Source organism: Streptomyces sp. NBC_01431 (assembly GCF_036231355.1).
Taxonomy (GTDB): domain Bacteria; phylum Actinomycetota; class Actinomycetes; order Streptomycetales; family Streptomycetaceae; genus Streptomyces.
The window spans coordinates 2,579,031-2,593,879 of sequence record NZ_CP109496.1 but is presented as its reverse complement, the minus strand read 5'-3'; the positions used below and the strand labels follow the sequence as shown (position 1 = coordinate 2,593,879).

The 14,849-nt window shown below is 69.8% G+C and carries 15 protein-coding genes; 8 read left to right on the top strand and 7 right to left on the bottom strand.

Features of this window, described 5'->3' with window-relative positions; all coding sequences use genetic code 11:
• Positions 1-91: 91 nt before the first annotated feature.
• The 5 genes from OG522_RS11810 to OG522_RS11790 all read left to right on the top strand — a co-directional run bounded on the left by OG522_RS11810 (position 92) and on the right by OG522_RS11790 (position 5,380).
• Positions 92-1,339, top strand: a complete 1,248-nt coding sequence (locus OG522_RS11810) for a L,D-transpeptidase (protein WP_329462918.1) — start codon at positions 92-94, stop codon at positions 1,337-1,339.
• 86 nt (positions 1,340-1,425) lie between these two features.
• Positions 1,426-2,193 (top strand): enoyl-CoA hydratase/isomerase family protein, encoded by a 768-nt coding sequence (locus tag OG522_RS11805; protein WP_329462917.1) that lies wholly within the window; start codon positions 1,426-1,428, stop codon positions 2,191-2,193.
• A 285-nt stretch (positions 2,194-2,478) separates the two neighbouring features.
• Complete coding sequence (locus tag OG522_RS11800; protein WP_329462916.1) at positions 2,479-2,982, top strand: ATP-binding protein; 504 nt, start codon at positions 2,479-2,481, stop codon at positions 2,980-2,982.
• A gap of 398 nt (positions 2,983-3,380) precedes the next feature.
• Positions 3,381-4,199, top strand: a complete 819-nt coding sequence (locus tag OG522_RS11795) for a polysaccharide deacetylase family protein (RefSeq protein ID WP_329467551.1) — start codon at positions 3,381-3,383, stop codon at positions 4,197-4,199.
• On the top strand, positions 4,199-5,380 hold the full coding sequence (locus OG522_RS11790) for a YncE family protein (protein WP_329462915.1): 1,182 nt from the start codon (positions 4,199-4,201) through the stop codon (positions 5,378-5,380). The genes OG522_RS11795 and OG522_RS11790 overlap by 1 nt, the downstream gene beginning before the upstream one ends.
• A 48-nt stretch (positions 5,381-5,428) precedes the next feature.
• On the opposite strand, the gene OG522_RS11785 is transcribed toward OG522_RS11790, so the two are convergent.
• From OG522_RS11785 to OG522_RS11775, 3 genes are all read right to left on the bottom strand, one after another.
• The gene (locus tag OG522_RS11785) at positions 5,429-6,619 is read right to left on the bottom strand and encodes a cytochrome P450 (protein WP_329462914.1); all 1,191 of its coding nucleotides are present in this window, start codon (positions 6,617-6,619) and stop codon (positions 5,429-5,431) included.
• Positions 6,616-7,311, bottom strand: coding sequence for a tRNA-dependent cyclodipeptide synthase (locus tag OG522_RS11780; protein WP_329462913.1), 696 nt, complete (start codon positions 7,309-7,311; stop codon positions 6,616-6,618). Before OG522_RS11780 ends, OG522_RS11785 begins: the two co-directional genes overlap by 4 nt.
• 191 nt (positions 7,312-7,502) lie before the next feature.
• Positions 7,503-8,141 carry a GNAT family N-acetyltransferase gene (locus OG522_RS11775; protein ID WP_329462912.1) on the bottom strand — a complete coding sequence of 213 codons (639 nt, stop codon included), beginning with the start codon at positions 8,139-8,141 and terminating at the stop codon, positions 7,503-7,505.
• A gap of 66 nt (positions 8,142-8,207) precedes the next feature.
• Between OG522_RS11775 and OG522_RS11770 the strand changes: the two genes are divergently transcribed.
• The 3 genes from OG522_RS11770 (at position 8,208) to OG522_RS11760 (ending at position 10,178) form a co-directional block, all read left to right on the top strand.
• Entirely contained in the window at positions 8,208-9,128 is a 921-nt protein-coding gene (locus OG522_RS11770) for a helix-turn-helix domain-containing protein (RefSeq protein ID WP_329462911.1), read from the top strand.
• A gap of 55 nt (positions 9,129-9,183) precedes the next feature.
• Entirely contained in the window at positions 9,184-9,396 is a 213-nt protein-coding gene (locus tag OG522_RS11765; RefSeq protein WP_329462910.1) for an EF-hand domain-containing protein, read from the top strand.
• Between the two features lie 122 nt (positions 9,397-9,518).
• A complete protein-coding gene (locus OG522_RS11760; RefSeq protein WP_443074686.1) occupies positions 9,519-10,178 on the top strand; it encodes an NADPH-dependent F420 reductase in 660 nt (219 codons plus the stop codon).
• A 103-nt stretch (positions 10,179-10,281) separates the two neighbouring features.
• Here the strand turns inward: OG522_RS11760 and OG522_RS11755 are convergent, their stop codons facing one another.
• From OG522_RS11755 to gcvT, 4 genes are all read right to left on the bottom strand, one after another.
• On the bottom strand, positions 10,282-11,652 hold the full coding sequence (locus OG522_RS11755) for an L-serine ammonia-lyase (RefSeq protein WP_329462909.1): 1,371 nt from the start codon (positions 11,650-11,652) through the stop codon (positions 10,282-10,284).
• Between the two features lie 156 nt (positions 11,653-11,808).
• The gene (glyA, locus tag OG522_RS11750) at positions 11,809-13,068 is read right to left on the bottom strand and encodes a serine hydroxymethyltransferase (protein ID WP_329462908.1); all 1,260 of its coding nucleotides are present in this window, start codon (positions 13,066-13,068) and stop codon (positions 11,809-11,811) included.
• Between the two features lie 32 nt (positions 13,069-13,100).
• Positions 13,101-13,475: a glycine cleavage system protein GcvH gene (gcvH, locus tag OG522_RS11745; protein WP_329462907.1), complete on the bottom strand. Its 375-nt coding sequence runs from the start codon at positions 13,473-13,475 to the stop codon at positions 13,101-13,103.
• A gap of 100 nt (positions 13,476-13,575) precedes the next feature.
• Positions 13,576-14,700 (bottom strand): glycine cleavage system aminomethyltransferase GcvT, encoded by a 1,125-nt coding sequence (gene gcvT / locus OG522_RS11740; protein WP_329462906.1) that lies wholly within the window; start codon positions 14,698-14,700, stop codon positions 13,576-13,578.
• Between the last annotated feature and the right edge of the window lie 149 nt (positions 14,701-14,849).

The following is a 14,849-nucleotide window of genomic DNA, read 5'->3' as shown; positions in this document are numbered from 1 at the left end:
TATCTAGCGCCGTGCGTGCGCGAGGACGCGCGCGGGGGTGAGTTCAGTACGGGCGGTGGCGGGGCCACGCCGTGCGAGGGGAGAAACAGTCGTGAACGGGCAGCCAATTTCGGGGGTTCCGGCCGGAGCCGGACGGCGCGGACGGCAGGGCACCGCGCTCCTGGCCCTGGTACTCGGGGCGTTGCTGCTGCTGGTGACCGCGTGCGGCGGAGGTGACGGCTCGGGCAGCGACAAGGCCAAGACCGGCGCCGGCGCGGCCGCCGGGGACACCAAGGCCTCCGAGGCCGTGGTCACCATCACGCCGGCGGACAACGCCAAGGACGTGGCGACCAATGGCGCGCTGAAGATATCCGCCGACAAGGGCAAGCTGTCCGCCGTCACGGTGGCCGACAGCAAGGGCAACGCGGTCAGCGGGAAGATATCCGCGGACGGCCTCGGCTGGACCCCGGACCAGCACCTCGCCTCCGCGACGCAGTACAAGGTCCACGCCGTCGCCAAGGACGCCAAGGGCCGCGAGTCCGCGAAGGACATGACCTTCACCACGCTCGTACCGACGAACACGTTCATCGGCCAGTACGTGCCCGAGGACGGTTCCACCGTCGGCGTCGGCATGCCGGTCTCCATCAACTTCAGCCGGGGCATCACCAACCCGGACGCGGTGAAGAAGGCGATCACCGTGACGGCCGAGCCGTCCGTTCCGGTCGAGGGCCACTGGTTCGGCAACGACCGCCTCGACTTCCGCCCCGAGAACTACTGGGCCCCCGGCACCAAGGTCACCGTCAAGCTCAACCTGGACGGCGTCGAGGGCCGCCCCGGCGTCTACGGCAAGCAGACCCGCACGATCCACTTCACCATCGGCCGCTCCCAGGTCTCCACCGTCGACGCGAGCGCCCACACCATGAAGGTGGAGCGCGACGGCAAGCCCCTGAAGACCATCCCGATCAGCGCGGGCTCCCCGGCGAACACCACGTACAACGGGCAGATGGTGATCAGTGAGAAGTACGAGGTGACCCGCATGAACGGCGCCACCGTCGGCTTCGGCGGCGAGTACGACATCAAGGACGTACCGCACGCCATGCGCCTGTCGAGCTCGGGTACCTTCATCCACGGCAACTACTGGGGCGACCCGTCGGTGTTCGGCTCGGCCAACACCAGCCACGGCTGCGTCGGTCTGGAGGACGCGCGGGGTGCGGGCGACCCGTCCACCCCGGCGGCCTGGTTCTACAACAACTCGCTGATCGGCGACGTGGTCGTCGTGAAGAACTCCAAGGACAAGGTCATCCAGCCGGACAACGGCCTCAACGGCTGGAACCTGCCGTGGTCGGAGTGGACGAAGTAGACCTCTGACGCGAGTGTCCGACGGACCCGGTGCTGTTGCTCACAGCGTCGGGTCCGCTGTCGTTAGTGACCGTTAACCTGCCTCCTATGACTGTGAACCTCGAAGTTTCCGAAGGCGTCGCCACCATCCGCCTGAACCGGCCTCCGATGAACGCCCTCGACGTCGCGATGCAGGACCGGCTGCGCGAGCTCGCCGAGGAGGCGGCCCGGCGCGACGACGTGCGGGCCGTGGTCCTGTACGGCGGCGAGAAGCTGTTCGCGGCGGGCGCGGACATCAAGGAGATGCAGGCCATGGACCACGCGGCGATGGTCGTACGCGGCCGGGCGCTGCAGGACAGCTTCACCGCCGTCGCCAGGATCCCCAAGCCCGTCGTGGCCGCCGTCACCGGCTACGCGCTCGGCGGCGGCTGCGAGTTGGCGCTCTGCGCCGACATCCGCATCGCCGGTGACAACGCCAAGCTGGGCCAGCCCGAGATCCTGCTCGGCCTCATCCCCGGCGCCGGCGGCACCCAGCGCCTGGCCCGTCTGGTGGGCCCGTCCAAGGCCAAGGACCTCATCTTCACGGGCCGGCAGGTGAAGGCCGAGGAGGCGCTCGCCATCGGCCTGGTGGACCAGGTGGTGCCGGCCGCCGAGGTGTACGAGCGGGCCGTCGCCTGGGCCGCGCGGCTCGCGCAGGGACCGGCCATCGCGCTGCGCGCCGCCAAGGAGTCGATCGACGCCGGTCTGGAAACGGACATCGACACCGGGCTCGCCATCGAACGCAACTGGTTCGCTGGCCTGTTCGCGACCGAGGACCGCGCGCGCGGCATGCGCAGCTTTGTCGAGGAGGGGCCGGGCAAGGCCAAGTTCCTCTGAGCGGAAGGAAGTTGGGGCCACGGGTCAACGGGCGGTGTGCATGTGGCGGCAGTGTGTACACCCTGTGGGGGGATTAGCGCAGCCTTAAGTACACCTTAAGAAAAACCCCACCGGAACGCTTGGTGATCAAGTGGACGCATCACGTCATGGCAGGTCAGGGTAGGTGTGCAGGCCCCTCCGCTGCCCCCGTCATATGCCAAATCGCGCCCCCGGAACGTCAGGTTCCGCAGGCGCGATTCCTTCGGAACGGCCCCGGAGGCCGCCCGGGGCCGCCATGATGGTGGCATGGCGGGGTTGGAGGGTGTGGAGCAACCGGCGCGGCGTGGCACGGCGGCCGCGGCGCGGTGCATGCCGTCCGCCGATGATGAACTGGCGCTGAAAGCGCTGGAGTTGTTCGGCAACCCGACGGAGGAAGAGGTACGGCTGCCGTCCCGTCCGGAGTCGGCGGCCACCGCTCGCCGCATCACCCAGTCCGTCGTCCTGCGCCAGTGGGCGCTTTCGCCGACGCTCGCCGAGCACGCGGTGCTGCTCGTGTCGGAACTGGTCGGCAACGCGGTGCGGCACACCGGGGCCCGGGTCTTCGGCCTGCGCATGCTGCGCCGCCGGGGCTGGATCCGGATCGAGGTCCGCGACCCCTCGCGCGGGCTGCCCTGTCTGATGCCGGTGCACGAGCTGGACATCAGCGGCCGCGGCCTCTTCCTGGTCGACAAGCTCTCCGACCGCTGGGGCGTGGACCTGCTGCCGCGCGGCAAGACCACCTGGTTCGAGATGCGCGTCGCCGACCGTTGAGGGCGCCGTACGGAGAATCACAGAAGCCCCCTGGCTGCCGGATGCGGCGCCGCGGGGGGCTTCGGTGGAGCGCCGTGGATCTGGGGGGGTGTGATCCACGACGACTGAAGACGACCTGGCCCGGGTCAATGGGGGTCGTGGCTCCGACTATGACAGATGGGCGGCGCATCATCAAAAGTCATCAATGGGACATATGGCAGCAAACCTGCATAGTTTAGCTGTGAATCGTAGGTGAGCTAGACCACGCACCTTCCAAACCATGAACAACTATGGGGGAAGTCGAGTGAATCGGTGAACTGGCTGTGTGTGCACCGGCCTGTCGCGGGCGCGACCCGCAAACGTCCTGAACCGGGTCAATCATTATCTTCGGCCCCTTGGCGCACTTAAATGTCCATGTGCTGAATCCATCACCCCGCGCGGTCGACCGCCGCAGCGCGCTGCGGGCCGGGGCCGGCGCGGCCGTCGTGGGAGCGTTCGCGGCAGGCTGTTCCGGCGACAAGGCCGGCGATCAGCCGCCCGCATCCTCGAAGCCGACCCCGTCCACCTCCGCCGCGGCCACCGCTCCCGCCCGACCCGGAGCCCACCGGCCGGCCCCGGCTCCCCGCGCCTTCCCCGGACAGCCGGTCCAGATCAGCAGTGGACCCACCACCCGCCCCCAGGTCGCGCTCACCTTCCACGGCCAGGGCGACCCCAAGATCGCCACGACTCTGCTCACCGAGGCCGAGAAGGCCGGCGCCCGCGTCACCGTCCTCGCCGTCGGCAGCTGGCTGGACGAGCAGCCCGCGATGGCCCGCCGCATCCTCGACGGCGGGCACGAACTCGGCAACCACACCCAGCACCACATCGACATCTCCGCCATGGACGAGGCGCAGGCCTACGCCGAGATCACCGGCTGCGCGGACCGGCTGCGCCGGCTCACCGGCTCCATCGGGACCTGGTTCAGGCCCTCGCGCGCCCAGTACGCGACACCGCTCGTGCAGACGCTGGCCCGGCGGGCGGGGTACCCGCACGTCCTGTCGTACGACGTTGACTCCCTCGACTTCACCTCGCCCGGCGCCTCGGCCGTGATCCGCAACGTCACCGGGCAGATCCGTAACGGATCGGTGGTGAGCCTGCACTTCGGCTATGCGGACACGGTCACCGCGCTACCCGCCCTACTCGCCGAACTGGATCGCCGCCGACTGCGCGCGGTCACGACCACGGAGCTGCTGATCTGATGCCGACCGTATCGAAGAGGACCACCGCGCTGCTCTCGGCAGTCCTGCTCGCAGCCCTCGCCGGCTGCGGATCGGGTGCCGACAAGAAGGACGAGGCGCTCGGCACCAAGCCCGCGGAACGGCCCGCGGTCGTCAAGAAGACCGTGCCGCAGGGCCTGCCCGGGATGCCGCCCGTACTCGACCCCAAGGACGCCTACGCGGCCGACCGCCCCAACGCCCTCCAGCCGGCGGTCAAGAACTTCCTGCCGCGCGTCTACGTGCCCAACACCAATTCCAACACGGTCTCCGTCATCGATCCGGCCTCGTACAAGGTCATCGAGACCATCCAGGTCGGCCGCCAGCCGCAGCACGTCGTGCCCTCCTGGGACATGAAGACGCTCTGGGTCAACAACGACCTCGGCGACTCGCTCACCGCCATCGACCCGGCCACCGGCAGGACCGGGCGCACCGTCCAGGTCTCGGACCCGTACAACCTCTACTTCACGCCCAACGGCAAGTACGCCGTCGTGATGGCCTCGAAGGACCGCGAGCTGGTCTTCCGGGATCCGGTGACGCTGAACCGGGCCAAGACCGTCCCGGTGACCTGTGCGGGCGTCAACCACGCGGACTTCTCCATGGACGGCCGGTACTTCATCGTCTCCTGCGAGTTCTCCGGCGAGCTCCTGAAGGTCGACACCGAGAAGATGCAGATCGTCGGCCAGCAGAAGCTTCCGTTCGAAGGGGCGATGCCGCAGGACGTGAAGATGTCCCCGGACGGCAAGACCTTCTACATCGCCGACATGATGGCGCACGGCATGTGGGTGCTGGACGGCGACAAGTTCAACAAGCCCACCCTGATGCCCACCGGTAAGGGCTGTCACGGCCTCTACGTCAGCCGCGACTCCAAGGAGATGTACATCTCCAACCGCGGCGAGGGCACCATCTCCATCTTCGACTTCACCAAGAACAAACTGACGAAGAAGTGGGAGCTGCCGGAGGGCGGCAGCCCCGACATGGGCGGAGTGTCCGCCGACGGCAAGGTGCTCTGGCTGTCCGGCCGCTACAACGCCGAGGTGTACGCCATCGACACCGCCACCGGCAAGGAACTGGCCCGCATCCCCGTCGGCTCGGGCCCGCACGGACTCGCCGTCTACCCCCAGCCCGGCCGGTACTCGCTCGGCCACACCGGCGTCTTCCGCTGACCACCGCGCGCCCGGGACCCCGACCGGTCCCGGGCACGGCCGGTCAGCTCACCACAGCACCGGCAGGCGCTCCGGCAGGCGCTTGATGAAGCCCGTGCGCCACACCAGTTGCTCGGTCGGGACCGCCAGGCGCAACCCGGGAAGCCGGTCCACCAGGACCGCGAGGGCCGTCTCGGCGTGCAGCCGGCCAAGCCCCGTGGCCGGACAGAAGTGCCGCCCGGCGCCGAACGACAGATGTGGGTTGTGCTCCCGCTCCAGGTCGAGGCGCTCGGGATCGGTGAAGACCTCCGGGTCGAAGTTCGCGCCCTCCACCAGGACGAGCACCAACTCCCCCTTCTTGATGAGGACTTGGCCCAGCGGGACGTCCTCGACGGCGAGCCGGGGCAGCCCGTCGCCGATGGAGAGGTTCCAGCGCAGCAGCTCGTCGACGGCCCGGCCCATGCGCTCCGGATGCTCGCGCAGGTAACCGGCGAGGTCCGGGTGCTGGAGCAGGGCGAGGATCGCGAGGGTCAGGAACGCGGAGGTGGAGACCGCGCCCGCCCCGAACAACGAGACCGCGACGGTGGCCAGCATCTCGTCGGTGAGGTGGGCGGACTCCTGGTCCTGGCGCAGCGCCGCGAGCCGGCCGAGCAGGCTGTCGGGGTCGAGGTCGGGCGAGTTGAGCCGGTCCACCATGTAGCCGAGGTCCTTGTACCAGTTGAGCCCGGCCCCCTCGAAGGTGTGCGCGCTGGTCATGAAGGCCACGTCCAGGCCCGACATCAGCCGGCGCCAGTCCTCGAACGGCGCCCCGACGACCTTGCAGTGCAGCGCCGCAGAGAAGGGGTCGGCGAACCCGGCCCGCAGGTCCGCGGGCGGGCCCTCGGCGCGCAGCGCGTCGACGAACTCGCCGGCCCGCGCGCGCAGCCAGTCGGCGAGACCGTCCGTGCGCGGATTCAGGGACTTCATCACGGCGGAGCGCAGCCCCGCGCTGTTGATGTTGCCCATGTTGTTGACGACCTCGGGCGGGATCGTCAGCGCGTACTGGCGCGGGACGCCCTCGCCCGCGGTGTCCTTGAGGCTGAACCGCCCGTCCTCCAGGACCTGTTTGGCCAGCGCGTGACTGCTCACCAGCCAGGCCTCGTCGCCGGTGAGCGTACGCACCCGGGCCACCGGCCGCTTCTCGCGCAGCCACGCGCACTCCTCGGGCAGCACGTCACCCCGGCGTGAGAGCGGGAAGTCGAGTACGGGCTCGGCGCTCATGCGGCGATTCCTTCCGGACGCACGACGGCGTGGGCCTGATTGCGGGAGGCGCGCAGTCCGCCGCCCTTCGCGTAGAGCAGCTCGGTCAGCGGGATCGGCGCGTGGTAGCACGACACCGACGAGGGGACGCCGAGGATGCCCGGGGTGTCCAGGAAGAAGGGGAGCTCCGCCGCGATGTAGTCGAGGCAGGCGGCGAGCTGCTCCGCGCTCGCGGCCGGTTCGCCGGCCTTGGTGGACAGGAAGTGCCCGGCCATCCGTTCGCAGCCGGCCCGGAAGGCCGGGTCGGTCGCCAGGAAGTGGCGCACCCTGCGGTGCAGCAGCTCGTACACCGGGTTCCGGGCGAACTCCGAGAGCCCGTGCACCCCGACCTGCGTCCCTGGCGGCCCCGCCTCCTCGACGCCGCGCACGATCCGGCGGCGCACCGCTTTGAGCTCCTTGGCCGCACGCCGTGCCGCGTGGTCCTGGTCGTACCCGAGCGCGCTGAACAACTCGGCGACGTGGAGGTCGGCGTACACGATGTCGATGCGGGTGAACCGTGCCGAAGCCCAGCGGACGAGGTCGGTGATGCGGCCGGCGCTGAAGTAGCTGTTTCCCGGACTCACACCGATGAGGACGTGATCGCCCTCGTCCCATATGTGGTGGCAACTTCGCGTGAAGGGCTGCACGGTGAATGCTTCAGTTGTGATGGTCACAGCTGTATCGCCCCAGCGCCGCTAGTCCCTGGGGGCCCTGTGCTCCCGGTGTGGCGGCGACAGCATGAAGTTATCCGTCAGTGGCTGAGCGTGAGGAAGTGGCGACGTGGATTTGGCGCGAATTCCTCTTTGTGGGGCGGAAAACACTCCTCCGTGTATGCCGAACAGTCAGGCCCGTCCGGGCCGCCCGCTCAGTGCGCCAGGAGCAGCGCTTCCGAGCCCATCGGCCTGAACCCCGCGGCCTGGAACGTCCGCACGCTGCGCGCGTTCCCGGGCGACTGCTGCGCCCACAGTACCGGCCCGGGCACCAAGTGCCGTGCGGCCAGGGCGAGTTGGACGCCGAGTCGCTGGCCGCGGGCGGATTCGTCCAGCTCGACGGCGGCCTCCCAGCGGCCCGCGACTCCCCGGCCGAGCACCAGGACGCCGCCGTCCGCCGCCCAGACCCTCACCTCGTCACGGAACTTCCACGCCCGCGCCACCCTCGGATGCTCCCGGTCCTCGATCTCGGTCAGCGCGATCGGGGGTTCGCCGGGCAGCGCGGGGGCGCAGGTCAGCAGGTCGACGCAGTTCATCGAGCGGCCGGTGCGGGCCATCAGGGCGGCCAGGAACCCGGGGTTCATCGAGGCGCCGAGCGGGTCGGCGTCCGTCCGGGCCAAGGTGGCCCTGATCCAGTCCTCGTCCTCGTCCAGGAAGACCACCGAGTGCGCGGTGAACGCGAGGACGCCCGCATCACGCGGGTTCGGCTGCGCCACCACGGTCGTACCGCCATCCATCGGCGGGAACCGGCCACCGGCCGCGGCCGCCAGAATGTCGCCGAGCGTCTCACTCATGTCATTTCCGTTCTCGTCCCGGCGGCCCTTGAGTCTCCACCCACTGGAAACCGCACACTCATCAACATGATCGACGACGGCCCGGAAACCTTCACCATCGGGCAGCTCGCCCGCCGTACCGGAATGGCCGTGCGCACCATCCGGTACTGGTCCGACATCGGCGCCCTGCCGCCGCTCGGCCGCAGCCACGGCGGCTACCGGCTGTACGACGCCGGGTCCGTGGCCCGCCTGGAGCTGGTGCGCACCCTGCGGGAATTGGGGCTGTCCCTGGACGACGTACGCCGCGTGCTCGCCCGCGAGATCACGGTCGCCGAGGTCGCCGCGGCCCACGTCGCGGCCCTCGACGCCCAGATCCGCGCGCTCAGGGTGAGCCGCGCCGTCCTGTCGACCATCGCACTGAGGCAGTCCGACCACGAGGAGATGACACTCATGAACACGTTGGCCCGGCTCTCCGCGCGCGAGCGCAAGCAGATCATCGACGACTTCACCGACGACGTGTTCGCCGGTCTCGACGACACCAACGCGCACTTCCACGCCCGGGTGAGGGGGGTGGCCGCGGAGCTGCCCGACGATCCGACCCCGCGACAGGTCGACGCCTGGATCGAGCTGGCCGAACTGGTCGAGGACGACGACTTCCGGGCGCTGGTGCGGCGGATGGCCGAGGCGAACTCCGAGAGCTTCCGGGAGCGTTCGCGCGAACCACAGGCCTACCTGGCCTTCGCGAAGAAGATCGCCCTGCTGGCCGGCGGGGCCCAGGAGCGGGGCATCGCGCCCGAGAGCCCCGAGGCGGACGCGCTGCTGAGCGAACTCCTCGGCCAGGGCGCCGACCGGGCGGCCCTGCTCGACCGGCTCGGGGTCAGCCCCGACCTGCGCGTCGAGCGCTACTTCCAGCTGCTCGCCATCGTCAACGGGTACGAGCCGTCGCCCAGCGCGGCGGCCGCCTTCCAATGGCTGGCCGCCGCGCTGCGCGCGCACCTGGGCGGCTAATCTGACCGGCGTCAGAAAAGCACCAAGCAGTAGCACCAACAAAGGGGTGGACCCAGTGGCGGACATCGAAGAGGCGCGCAAGGCGTTCGCGAAGCTCGACATCGACGGTGACGGACGCGTCACGGCGAGCGAGTACAAGGCGGTCATGGCGCAGCTGGGCGACTACCACGTCACCGAGACAGTGGCCCAGGCCATCATCAAGGCCAAGGACGCCAACGGCGACGGCAAGCTCTCCTTCGAGGAGTTCTGGGCCTCGCTGAACAAGTGACCCGAGCGGTACCGGTGGCGCGGGTCCGCTCGCGCGGTGCGCCACCGGTGCCGGGCCGGAATAGGCCCGTGGTCCCGCCGGTTGCCTGAACTGCCAACGCACCATCTCCGGAAGGTAGTTCCATGAAGATCGGCATCATCGGCGCGGGCAACATCGGCGGCAACCTCACCCGCCGCCTCACCGCGCTCGGCCACGAGGTGGCCGTCGCCAACTCCCGCGGCCCGCAGACCCTGACCGCCCTCGCCGAGGAGACCGGCGCCACCCCGGTCACCGTCGAGGAAGCCGCCGACGGCGCCCGGATCGTGGTCGTCACCATCCCGTTGAAGAACGTCCCCGACCTGCCCAAGGGGTTCCTCGACGGCGCGGCCGACGGCTTCGTCGTCATCGACACCGGGAACTACTACCCCAAGGAGCGCGACGGCCGGATCGCCGCGATCGAGGAGGGGCTCACCGAGAGCCGCTGGACCGAGCAGCACATCGGCCACCCGGTGATCAAGGCCTTCAACGGTACGTACGCGCAGGACCTGCTCGACCGGCCACGCCCGCAGGGTGACCCCGAGCGGATCGCGCTGCCGGTGGCCGGCGACGGCGAGGCCGCCAAGCGGCTGGTCCGCGAGCTCATCGACGAGCTGGGCTTCGACACCGTCGACGCCGGCGGCATCGACGACTCCTGGCGCCAGCAGCCCGCCACCCCCGTCTACGGGCTGAGGGCCGGCGTCGCGGAGATCACCGAGGCTCTGGCGGCGGCGCCGAAGGAACGTCCGGCAGCACACAGCTTCTGAGACGCCAACGATGCGGGTCAGCGCCCCAAAGGGGCGCGGGGAACTGCGCGATCGGCCACCCACGGTCCGCAGCCGATAGTCCCCGCCCCCCCCCGCGGAGCGCTCAGCACTCGATGATGTTGACGGCGAGGCCGCCCCGCGCCGTCTCCTTGTACTTGACGCTCATGTCGGCCCCCGTCTCCTTCATCGTCTTGATGACCTTGTCCAGGGACACCTTGTGGCTGCCGTCGCCGCGCATCGCCATCTTGGCGGCGGTGACGGCCTTCACGGCGGCCATGCCGTTGCGCTCGATGCAGGGGATCTGGACAAGGCCGCCGACCGGGTCGCAGGTCAGACCCAGGTTGTGCTCCATGCCGATCTCCGCGGCGTTCTCGACCTGCTCGGGGGTGCCGCCGAGGACCTCGGCGAGCGCGCCCGCCGCCATCGAGCAGGCGGAGCCGACCTCGCCCTGGCAGCCGACCTCGGCGCCGGAGATCGAGGCGTTCTCCTTGAACAGCATGCCGATCGCACCGGCCGCGAGCAGGAAGCGGACGATGCCCTCTTCGTCGGCGCCGGGCACGAAGTTCATGTAGTAGTGCAGCACCGCCGGGATGATGCCCGCGGCGCCGTTGGTGGGCGCGGTCACGACCCGGCCGCCCGCCGCGTTCTCCTCGTTGACGGCCATCGCGTACAGCGTCGCCCACTCCATGGCGTGCGCCTCGGGGTTGCCCTCGGCACGCAGCTGGCGGGCGGTGGTGGCGGCGCGGCGGCGGACCTTGAGGCCGCCGGGCAGGATGCCCTCGCGGGACATGCCGCGCGAGACGCAGGCCTGCATGACCCGCCAGATGTCGAGAAGGCCGGAGCGGATCTCGTCCTCGGTGCGCCAGGCCTTCTCGTTCTCCAGCATCATCGCGGAGATGGAGAGCCCGGTGTCCGACGCCATCCGCAGCAGCTCGTCGCCGGTGCGGAAGGGGTACTTGAGGACCGTGTCGTCCGGCACGATCGGGTTGTCGCCCGCGACTGCGTCCTCGTCGACGACGAAGCCGCCGCCCACCGAGTAGTACGTCTTCTCCAGGACGAGCGCGCCGTCGACGTCGTAGGCGAAGACCGTCATGCCGTTGGCGTGGTACGGCAGCGCCTTGCGGCGGTGCAGGACCAGGTCGTCGTCGTAGGCGAAGTCGATCTCGTGCATGCCGAGCACATTGAGCCGCCCGGAGTCCTTGATCCGCTCGACCTGCTCGTCGGCGGTCTCGACGTCGACCGTGCGCGGCGAGGCGCCCTCCAGGCCGAGCAGCACCGCCTTCGGCGTGCCGTGGCCGTGCCCGGTGGCGCCGAGCGAGCCGTACAGCTCGGCCCGTATCCGGGTGGTGTGGGCGATGAGGCCCTCGTTCTTCAGGCGCGCGGCGAACATGCGGGCCGCGCGCATCGGACCGACGGTGTGGGAGCTGGACGGGCCGATGCCGATCGAGAACAGGTCGAAGACCGAGATGGCCACGGGAGACTCCTTGTGGGGGTTGGTAGACGCCGTTGTCTGCCGAGGTGGTGCAGAGCAAAGCTGGCACAGCATGGGATGGGGCACCGCGCCCACGTCCAGTGTGCGCGGTGCCCCGGGGCTTCGTACGGAATGAACCGAGAACGAAAGCGTACGAAACTACTTCAGCCCGGGGTACAGCGGGTGCTTGTCGGCCAGAGCGGACACCCGCGCCGACAGTGCGGCCTTGTCGAACTCCGGCTTCAGCGCCTCGGCGATGATGTCGGCGACCTCACGGAAGTCGTCGGCGCCGAAGCCACGGGTGGCAAGCGCCGGGGTGCCGATCCTCAGGCCCGAGGTGACCATCGGCGGCCGCGGGTCGTTCGGGATGGCGTTCCGGTTGACCGTGATGCCGACCTCGTGGAGGCGGTCCTCGGCCTGCTGGCCGTCCAGCTCGGAGTTGCGCAGGTCCACCAGGACCAGGTGCACATCGGTGCCGCCGGTCAGGACGTCGACGCCGACGGCCTTCACGTCGTCCTGGACCAGGCGCTCGGCCAGGATCCGGGCGCCGTCCAGGGTGCGCTGCTGGCGCTCCTTGAACTCCTCGGACGCGGCGACCTTGAAGGACACCGCCTTGGCCGCGATCACGTGCTCAAGCGGGCCGCCCTGCTGACCGGGGAAGACCGCCGAGTTGATCTTCTTGGCGAGCTCCTGCGTCGACAGGATGACACCGCCGCGCGGACCGCCGAGGGTCTTGTGCGTGGTAGTGGTCACGACGTGGGCGTGCGGCACCGGGTTGGGGTGCAGACCCGCGGCGACCAGGCCCGCGAAGTGGGCCATGTCGACCATCAGGTACGCGCCGACCTCGTCCGCGATGCGGCGGAAGGCGGCGAAGTCCAGCTGGCGCGGGTAGGCGGACCAGCCGGCCACGATCAGCTGCGGCTTCGACTCCTTGGCCAGGCGCTCGACCTCGGCCATGTCGACCTCACCGGTCTCGTCCACGTGGTACGGGACCACGTTGTAGAGCTTGCCGGAGAAGTTGATCTTCATGCCGTGGGTCAGGTGACCGCCGTGGGCCAGGTTGAGACCCATGATCGTGTCGCCCGGCTTGAGCAGCGCGAACATCGCGGCCGCGTTCGCCTGGGCGCCGGAGTGCGGCTGCACGTTCGCGGCCTCGGCGCCGAACAGCGCCTTGATGCGGTCGATCGCGATCTGCTCGACCACGTCGACGTGCTCACAGCCGCCGTAGTAGCGGCGGCCCGGGTAGCCCTCGGCGTACTTGTTGGTGAGGACCGAGCCCTGGGCCTCCATGACCGCGACCGGAGCGAAGTTCTCCGAGGCGATCATTTCGAGGGTGGACTGCTGACGGTGGAGCTCGGCGTCGACGGCGGCGGCGACGTCCGGGTCCAGCTCGTGGAGGGGCTGGTTCAGAAGCGACATCAGACGATCCCTGTATCCCTGTGGTCTTGAGGTCAGCTGGCGAAGTCGGTGTACTCGGCGGCGGAGAGCAGGTCGCCCGGCTCGTCCGTGATCTTCACCTTGAACAGCCAACCGCCCTCGAACGGGGCCGAGTTGACGAGCGACGGGTCGTCCACGACGTCCTGGTTGGCGGCGACGACCTCGCCGCTGACCGGGGAGTACAGGTCGCTGACCGACTTGGTGGACTCCAGTTCGCCGCAGGTCTCGCCCGCGGTCACCGTGTCACCCACCTCCGGAAGCTGGACGTACACGACGTCACCGAGCGCGTTGGCCGCGTGCTCCGTGATGCCGACCGTCGACACGCCTTCCTCGGCGCTCGACAGCCACTCGTGCTCCTTGCTGTAGCGCAGCTGCTGCGGGTTGCTCATGACCTGAATTCTCCTGTACGCGGGGGAGTGCTGATGACGGGGTCTCGACGAGTGTCTCGGACAGCGAGACGAGAAGGGTGGTGCGGCAGCGACGCGAGGGTCACTTCTGGCGCTTGTAGAAGGGCAGCGCGACGACCTCGTACGCCTCGTGCGTCCCGCGGATGTCGATGCCGACCCCGGCGGTGCCGGGCGCGGCGTGTGCGGCGTCCACGTACGCGATGGCGATCGGCTTGCCAAGTGTCGGGGACGGGGCGCCGGAGGTGACCTCGCCGACGACCTCGCCGCCGGCCACGACCGAGAAGCCGGCGCGCGGCACCCGACGACCCTCGGCGATCAGCCCGACCAGCTTGCGCGGCGGGTTCGCGGCGGCCTTCTCGGCGGCGGCCTCCAGAGCCGTACGGCCCACGAAGTCGCCCTCCTTCTCGAACTTCACGACCCGGCCGAGCCCGGCGTCGAACGGGGTGAGCGCGGTGGTCAGCTCGTGCCCGTACAGCGGCATGCCCGCCTCAAGGCGCAGCGTGTCGCGGCAGGACAGGCCGCACGGCACGAGGCCCGCGTCCTGGCCGGCCTCGGTCAGCGCGCGCCACAGCTGCTCGGCGTGCTCGGGGGCGACGAACAGCTCGAAGCCGTCCTCGCCGGTGTAGCCGGTGCGGGCGATCAGCGCGGGAACGCCGGCGACGGTGCCGGGCAGACCGGCGTAGTACTTCAGCCCGTCCAGGTCGGCGTCGGTGACGGACTTGAGGATGCCGGGGGACTCGGGGCCCTGCACGGCGATCAGCGCGTACGCGTCGCGGTCGTCGCGGACCTCGGCGTCGAAGCCCGCCGCGCGCTCGCTGATCGCGTCGAGCACGATCTGCGCGTTGCCCGCGTTGGCCACCACCATGTACTCGGGGGCCTCGGTCTCCCCCAGGCGGTAGACGATCAGGTCGTCGACGATCCCGCCGTCCTCCTGGCAGATCATCGTGTACCGGGCGCGGCCGGGGCCGATGGTGGCGATGTTGCCGACCAGCGCGTAGTTCAGCGCCTTCACGGCCTCGGGGCCGGTGACCGTGATCTCGCCCATGTGGGACAGGTCGAAGAGCCCGGCGCGGGTGCGTACGGCGTTGTGCTCGTCGCGCTCGCTCCCGTACCGCAGCGGCATGTCCCAGCCCGCGAAGTCGGTCATCGTGGCGCCCAGCGAACGATGCAGGGCATCGAGGGCTGTGAGGCGGGGGGTGTTGCTCATGGATGTGGCTCCAAGGTCCCGGGGCATGACGGTCGAGGACATCCTCCCCATCTGTCATCGGAACCTGAGAGGTTCACCGGCGCGCTGGGCGCGGCACGGCTTGCACCTTGGGTGGGACCGCCCGCAAGGGGACGGCCCGCTTTTCAGAT